Source organism: Azospirillum sp. B4, assembly GCF_000333275.1.
Lineage (GTDB): Bacteria > Pseudomonadota > Alphaproteobacteria > Azospirillales > Azospirillaceae > Nitrospirillum.
On the sequence record NZ_BACU01000199.1, the window covers coordinates 1 to 6,991 of the forward strand.

At 66.1% G+C, this 6,991-nt stretch carries 8 protein-coding genes and 1 pseudogene; 4 read left to right on the forward strand and 5 right to left on the reverse strand.

The genetic code is table 11. The features are described 5' to 3' along the window. The first annotated feature begins 7 nt into the window (after positions 1-7). A complete protein-coding gene (locus I55_RS08845) occupies positions 8-799 on the forward strand; it encodes an ATP-binding cassette domain-containing protein (protein ID WP_049973966.1) in 792 nt (263 codons plus the stop codon). Positions 800-810: 11 nt separating this feature from the next. Continuing rightward, positions 811-1,524, forward strand: coding sequence for an ABC transporter ATP-binding protein (locus I55_RS08850; protein WP_044560165.1), 714 nt, complete (start codon positions 811-813; stop codon positions 1,522-1,524). On the opposite strand, the gene I55_RS08855 is transcribed toward I55_RS08850, so the two are convergent. The 3 genes from I55_RS08855 to I55_RS08865 form a co-directional block, all read right to left on the reverse strand. Continuing rightward, positions 1,525-1,857: a DNA-binding transcriptional regulator gene (locus I55_RS08855; protein ID WP_044560159.1), complete on the reverse strand. Its 333-nt coding sequence runs from the start codon at positions 1,855-1,857 to the stop codon at positions 1,525-1,527. Next, complete coding sequence (locus I55_RS08860; RefSeq protein WP_044560160.1) at positions 1,838-2,221, reverse strand: type II toxin-antitoxin system RelE/ParE family toxin; 384 nt, start codon at positions 2,219-2,221, stop codon at positions 1,838-1,840. The genes I55_RS08855 and I55_RS08860 overlap by 20 nt, the downstream gene beginning before the upstream one ends. Before the next feature lie 71 nt (positions 2,222-2,292). Next, on the reverse strand, positions 2,293-4,101 hold the full coding sequence (locus tag I55_RS08865; protein ID WP_044560166.1) for an ABC transporter transmembrane domain-containing protein: 1,809 nt from the start codon (positions 4,099-4,101) through the stop codon (positions 2,293-2,295). Positions 4,102-4,390: 289 nt separating this feature from the next. On the opposite strand from I55_RS08865, the gene rpmE reads away from it, so the two are divergent. Beyond that, entirely contained in the window at positions 4,391-4,612 is a 222-nt protein-coding gene (gene rpmE, locus I55_RS08870) for a 50S ribosomal protein L31 (protein ID WP_040848326.1), read from the forward strand. Between the two features lie 263 nt (positions 4,613-4,875). On the opposite strand, the gene I55_RS38305 is transcribed toward rpmE, so the two are convergent. Continuing rightward, on the reverse strand, positions 4,876-5,277 hold the full coding sequence (locus I55_RS38305) for a DUF1465 family protein (protein ID WP_286364293.1): 402 nt from the start codon (positions 5,275-5,277) through the stop codon (positions 4,876-4,878). A 383-nt stretch (positions 5,278-5,660) separates the two neighbouring features. Here I55_RS38305 and I55_RS08880 point away from each other — a divergent pair, with 383 nt between their 5' ends. Continuing rightward, positions 5,661-6,134: an Hsp20 family protein gene (locus I55_RS08880; protein WP_044560162.1), complete on the forward strand. Its 474-nt coding sequence runs from the start codon at positions 5,661-5,663 to the stop codon at positions 6,132-6,134. Between the two features lie 321 nt (positions 6,135-6,455). Here the strand turns inward: I55_RS08880 and prpE are convergent. After that, a pseudogene (gene prpE / locus I55_RS08885) lies at positions 6,456-6,991 on the reverse strand (propionyl-CoA synthetase); the annotation flags it as partial.

Here is a 6,991-nt window from a genome sequence, read left to right on the forward strand (position 1 = left end):
GCCTGACATGCGCTTCGGCGGCCTGCTGGCCGTGGACCATGTCGACCTGACGGCGGAGAGCAACCGCATCACCGCCCTGATCGGCCCCAATGGCGCCGGCAAGACCACCATCTTCAACTGCCTGACGGGGTTCTACCGCCCCACGGCCGGCCGCCTGCTGCTGCGCCATCCGGCCAAGGGTCCGATCGAACTGCAGAAGCTGAAAGGCTATGGCGTCGCCCGCACCGGCGTCGTGCGCACCTTCCAGAACATCCGCCTGTTCCCCAGCATGACGGTGCTGGAAAACCTGCTGGTGGCCCAGCACCAGGCGCTGATGCCCAAGTCCGTCTTCTCCATCGCCGGGCTGCTGCGCCTGAAAGGCTGGCGCGCGGCGGAAGAGGCGGCGGTGGACACCGCCCGCGACTGGCTGCGCCGGCTGGACCTGCTGGCCGTGGCGGACGAGGCGGCGGGCAACCTGTCCTACGGCATGCAGCGCCGGGTGGAGATCGCCCGGGCCATGAGCACCAACCCCCTGCTGCTGTGCCTGGATGAGCCCGCCGCCGGCCTGAACCCGCGCGAGACCCGGGCGCTTGCCGAGCTGCTGGTGGGCATCCGCGCCGAACACGGCATCGGCATCCTGCTGATCGAACACGACATGGGCCTGGTCATGGACATCTCCGACCATATCTTCGTGGTCGATCACGGCGCCCGCATCGCCGCCGGCACGCCCGCCGAAATCCGCAACGACGAGCGGGTGATCAAGGCCTACCTGGGTGAGCCCGACGCCGATGACGTCGCCACCGGCGCGGAGGCCCCGTGATGCCCGGTCCCATGCTGCAACTGTCCGACGTCCACGCCAGCTACGGTCCCGTGCACGCCCTGCGCGGCGTCAACGTCACGGTTAACGAGGGGGAGATCGTCACCCTCATCGGCGCCAATGGTGCCGGCAAGTCCACCCTGCTGATGACCATCTGCGGCAAGCCCGCGCCGTCGCAGGGCCAGATCCTGTTCCAGGACCGGAGCCTGGTGGGCATGCCCCCGCACCTGATCGCGACGCAAGGCATCGCCCAGGTGCCGGAGGGGCGGCGCATCTTCCCGCGCATGACGGTGCTGGAGAACCTGCAGCTGGGCGCCACCCTGGCCGACCCCGCGCATTTCGCCGAGGACCTGGCCACCTGTTACGGCCTGTTCCCCATCCTGGAGAAGCGCCAGGCCCAACGCGCCGGCACCCTGTCGGGCGGGGAGCAGCAGATGCTGGCCATCTCCCGCGCGCTGATGAGCCGCCCGCGCATGCTGCTGCTGGACGAGCCCTCGCTGGGCCTCGCCCCCCTCATCATCCGCCAGATCTTCCAGGTCATCGAACAGCTGAACCGGGAGCGCGGCATGACCATCCTGCTGGTGGAGCAGAACGCCTATCACGCCCTGAAGCTGGCCCACCGCGCCTACGTCCTGGCCTCGGGCGAGGTGGTGCTGACCGGCTCAGGGCGCGAACTGCTGGCCAACGAACAGGTGCGCGCGGCCTACCTGGAGGGCGGGGCGCATTGATTACTGAAGCGCCTCAATCCCTTTGCGCCGAATGACATTGAGCAATGCCAGGACGGCACCTTTGGCTTGCTTGGTCCCGCGTTCAAGCTGCGAAACATAGCCTGTCGTCAGGTTAAGGTACTTGGCGAGCGCAGCTTGGCTAAGGTGCGCCTGTTCGCGCATCGCCCTGACCTCTTCTCCTGAGATAGGTTCCGCCATGGGCGAAGCGCTCGAGCCGAGGTGCCGCACCGTGATCTTGCGATAGGTGGCCTCATCCATGAGACCAAGGCGATGCTGGTCACCAGCCATTTCCAATAGCTCCTGAGCCAGCCGGCTAGGCTTCTTGATCGTCATCCAGAATCTCCTGCAAATCCCCGTTTTCCAGGGCCTGCTTGATCTTGTCCGCCGCCGCCGCAAGCCAAATGGCACCGATGGTGCGGAGGGCTTGCAGTTCGTCCTCCTCAATGTTTTCGCGGTCGCTCTTGGCGAATCCATAGAGGAATACGGCGCGGCCAGCGGCTCGGTAGGCAACAATCATCCGATACCCGCCTGACCGGCCCTGACCTGGTCGGGCGACCCGCTGCTTGATGAGGCCACCGCCTAAGTCGGCATCAATAATACCTCGTTCAGCCCGATCGATCGCTTCCCTTAAACCGTCGTCGGTCAGCCGTTCACGGCGCGCGAATCGGGCCACGCCTTTCGTCTTAAAGACCCGCACATTCTCGATCCCAGGCTAAGAACTATAGTTCATAGTGTCATGGAGTCCGAATTGTGCAAGCGCTATCTCCCCTACTCCGCCGCGTCCCCTATTCCCTTGGCCGCCCCACTGGCAGCGTCGAACTGCAGGGCCGCCAGGCGGGCGTAGAGGCCGCCCTGGCGGATCAGATCCTCGTGCCGGCCGCTGGCGACGATCTTGCCCTTGTCCAGGACGATGATGCGGTCGGCGTTCAGCACGGTGGCCAGGCGGTGGGCGATGATCAGGGTGGTGCGGTCCTTCATCAGGGTTTCCAGGGCCAGTTGCACCCCGCGCTCGCTTTCCGCGTCCAGGGCGGATGTCGCCTCGTCCAACAGCAGGATCTTCGGATGGCGCAGGATGGCGCGGGCGATGGCGATGCGCTGCGCTGCCCACCNGGACAGGCGCACGCCTTTCTCACCCAGGTAGGTGCCCAGGCCCTCCGGCAGGGCCTCCAGGAAGTCCAGGGCGTGGGCGGCGCGGGCGGCGGCGCGCACCTCCTCGTCACTGGCGTCGGGACGGCCGTAGCGGATGTTCTCCCACGCGTTGGTGGAGAAGATCACCGCCTCCTGCGGGACGATGCCCAGGCGCGCCCGCACGTCGGCCGGCGTGGCCGTGCGCACGTCCACGCCGTCCACCAGCACGCGGCCATCCTGGGGGTCGTAGAAGCGCAGCAGCAGTTGGAACAGGGTGGTCTTGCCGGCACCGCTGGGGCCGACGATGGCCACCGTCTCGCCCGGCGCCACCGTCAGGTCCAGGCCCTCCAGCGCGGCGTGGTCCGGCCGGGCGGGATAGTGGAAGCGCACGCCCTCGAACGCCACGGTGCCGCGCGCCGGCAGGGGCAGCGGCACCGGGTTGGCCGGGGCCACGATGTCGGGCTTGGTCTCCAGCAGATCCACCAGGCGCTCCATGGCGCCGGCGGCGCGCTGCAGTTCGCCCGTCACTTCGGAGATGGCGCCCACGGCACCCGCCACCAGCACGGAATAGAAGATGAAGGCCGACAGCTGGCCGGCGGAGATGCGGCCGGCCAGGACGTCGTGCCCGCCGATCCACAGGATGACGCCGATGGCCCCCATGACCAGGGAGATGATGATCATGGCCATCAATGCCCGCACGCGGATGCGCCGCACGGCGGTGGTGAAGGCGTCCTCCACCCGGTCGCCGAAGCGCGCCGTCTCGATCGCCTCATGCCCGAAGGCCTGGACGATGCGGATGCCGCCCAGCGTCTCATCAACCTGCGCGCCCACGTCGGCCACACGGTCCTGGCTGTCCTTGCTGAGCTTCCGCAAGGACCGGCCCAGCACGACGATGGGCAGCACCACCAGGGGCACGACGATCAGCACCAGGGCCGTCAGCTTGGCGCTGGTGACGGCCAGCATGATCAGGCCGCCCATCAGCATCAGCGAATTGCGCAACGCGATGGAGACGGTGGAGCCCACCACCGTCTGCAGCAGAGTGGTGTCGGTGGTCAGGCGCGACAGCACCTCCCCCGTGCGGGTCGATTCGAAGAATCCGGGCGACAGGGTCACCAGATGGTCGAAAACCGCGCGGCGAATGTCAGCCACCACCCGCTCGCCCACCCAGGAAACCAGGGAGAAGCGCACATAAGTGGACCCGGCCAGCACCAGGATGACGCCCAGCATGACCAGCAGCGCATGGTCCAGCAACTGCGGGTTGCTGGTGACGAATCCCTGGTCCACCACCGCCTGAAGGCCGCGGCCCATGCCGATGGTGGTGGCCGCCGCCAGCATCAGGGCCACGCCCGCCCCCACGGAATGCCAGATGTAAGGCCGCACGAACGGCACAAGAAAAGCGAGCGGCCGCAGGGACTTGCGGCGGGCGGGGGTCGGGGTGGCGTCGGTCACCGGCGAAATTCCCAATCTGTTCTGAACAGGGCGCGCGGGCGTCCCCCATCATTCAAGCGTCCCCGAACAATCAGCTTGGCCCCACGCGCGTGATCGCTTAGGTAATGCGTCCAGGGCCATGGGGCAACCATCGCCAGACCGTTCCTTGACCACGGCATGGCGTCAGCCATGCGTGGCCGTGGTGGGTGCGCGCATGAAAAGCGCGCGATCGGGTGTTGATCCCGGGGGCGGTTTTGGCTATAAGCCCGGCTTCGCATTTCGAGATTTTTGTTTTGGGACTTGGGCGATCATGAAAGCTGACATTCACCCGGACTACCATGAGATCACCGTCGTCATGACCGATGGCACCTCGTTCAAGACCCGGAGCACCATGGGCAAGGCCGGCGACACGCTGCGCCTGGACATCGACCCGAAGTCGCACCCGGCGTGGACGGGCGTGCAGAAGCTGGTCGACACCGGCGGCCAGATCGCCAAGTTCAACCGCCGCTTCTCGGGCCTGGGCCTGAAGTAAGCCGCGGGCGGCCGACGCCGCACGCAGTTGAGCTTTCAAGGAAGGGCGCCCCATCCGGGGCGCTCTTTTTTGCTGCCTGCATGCCAGGCACTACGCCCCTTCCCCACCGCACGGGCCGCCGGCAGCAGCACCGCCCAAAGCGATGCGCGCCCCTGGCTGCGACCGCAAGCCCCGGGAGATTCTGGGAAGCGAAGCGGACTGGAAATCGAGGATAGCCAAGCCGCCGGACGGCGGCGCCCGGCGATTGAGGGAACAGGCGAAACTTAAGCCACGCTGCGCCGGTACTGGTCTTCCAGGCGTTCGGCGCGCATGTAGAGGCTATGGCTGCGTTGCAGCAGGGAGCGCAGGCCGGCCGGCAGTTCGCCGTTGTCGGGGCCGGAGGGGTCGCTGCAGATGGCGCCGCCCGACAGGGCGAACTGTTCCCCCAACACCTGGTCAGCCGTCAGTTCATGCGCGTACAGCGCTTTCAGGGCCAACAGCCACGCCATCACNTGGGTCAGGCGGCTGGTGACACGCAATGATTCGTAGCTGATCTGCAACCGGACCTGGGGCTGCAGCCCGCGCTGGTCCTTGGCTTCCTGGAAGGCGACGTAGTTACGCGCCTCAACCAGGAGGGCCATCGTCTCCTCATACGTCCGGTCGAAAAAAGCATTGGACTCGAGCAACGATGTCCCTTTCCCCGGGCACGCCCAGAAAGACGCGGCATTGGGGGGCGATCCCCTGGGCAAACCCGGCCGCAGACAATAACTGTAGGGTCGAAACCGCCCGCCCCGCAACCCGCGTGACCCCGGGATCACCTTCTGGTCACAGGGCGTGACACTTAAGGGTGCCACCAAAGGCTTAAATCTTCGGAAAGGGACGGTGGAGATCCTCCCCCAATTTTCCGAATCCCACCCCCCATTGAAATCGCTCGCGGGCATTCACAGATGAAACTGCGTCGGCGGGAATGCCCTGGAGGGGTTCCTGGAGCCGGCATGAAACCCCACCCGCCGGGACGGCCAGGACGGCGCCCGGAGGCACGGGGTGATCGCTCTATCGGAGGATTGTCATGCGTAGTTACGACCTTTCGCCCCTGTTCCGTTCCACCGTCGGCTTTGACCGCCTGACCCGGCTGATGGAGTCGGCGCTGAAGACCGAGGACCAGGGCAACGCCTATCCCCCGTACAACATCGAGAAGCGGGGTGATGATGACTACCGCATCACCATGGCGGTGGCGGGCTTCAGCCAGGAAGAGATCGACATCGTGGCGCAGGAGAACGCGCTGACGGTCATCGGCAAGTCCCGCAAGGAGGAACAGGCGCAGGAGACGCAGTACCTGCATCGCGGTATCGCCGCCCGCGCCTTCGAACGGCGCTTCCAGTTGGCGGACCATATCCGGGTGACCGGCGCCAAGCTGGAGAATGGGCTGTTGCATATCGACCTGGTGCGTGAGGTGCCGGAGACGGCCAAGCCGCGGCACATTCCCATCACCAACCTTGCCCAGGCTTCCACCGCCCTGCCCACTAGCCAGGCGACGAATTAAAACGCCTGACGGCCCCGGACGGGCAACCATCCGGGGCCGTCCCGATCGCGTGTTTTTCCCAAATCGCGTGTTTGCAGAAGCAGAAATGGAAAAGGCCGCAGCTTTTGCGCTGCGGCCTTTTCACACTCCCAGCGGCGCCGGTTTTCCGGCTGCCTGATTTTGCCCGCCCGTTCAACCCGTACCAAACTTCGAGGCAGACGGTATGCAGGCCACGCGGGCCAGTCAACCCACTTTGGCAACAACGACCGCAGATCAGTCAACGCACCGTCACAATTTTGCCACATGCGGATTAACCCGAAGCGACAGGTAAACGGCGCCAACTCATTGATTTTCCATGCGCCTCCGCCCAAAGCCTGCGTCGTTCAGGGCAACGCCGATCTCCTCCAGAATCACCGGATCGTCGATGGTGGCGGGCATGGCCCAGGGTTCCTGGTCCGCGATCTTCTGCATGGTCGCCCGCAGTATTTTGCCGGACCGCGTCTTGGGCAGGCGCTCGACCACCAGCGCCTGGCGGAAGGCGGCCACCGGGCCGATGATCTCCCGCACCCGCTGCACCACCTCGGCCACGATCTCCGCGTGCGTCCGGGTGACGCCAGCCTTCAGCACCAGGAAGCCCAGGGGCAGTTGACCCTTCAGCGCGTCATGCACGCCGATGACGGCGCATTCCGCCACGTCGGGGTGGCCGGCCAAGACCTCCTCCATGGCGCCGGTTGACAGGCGGTGCCCCGCGACGTTGATGATGTCGTCGGTGCGGGCCATGATGAACAGATAGCCGTCCTCGTCCATGTAGCCGGCGTCCGATGTCTGGTAGAAGCCCGGATATTCGGAAAGGTAGCTGCGGATAAGCGTCCTCCGCG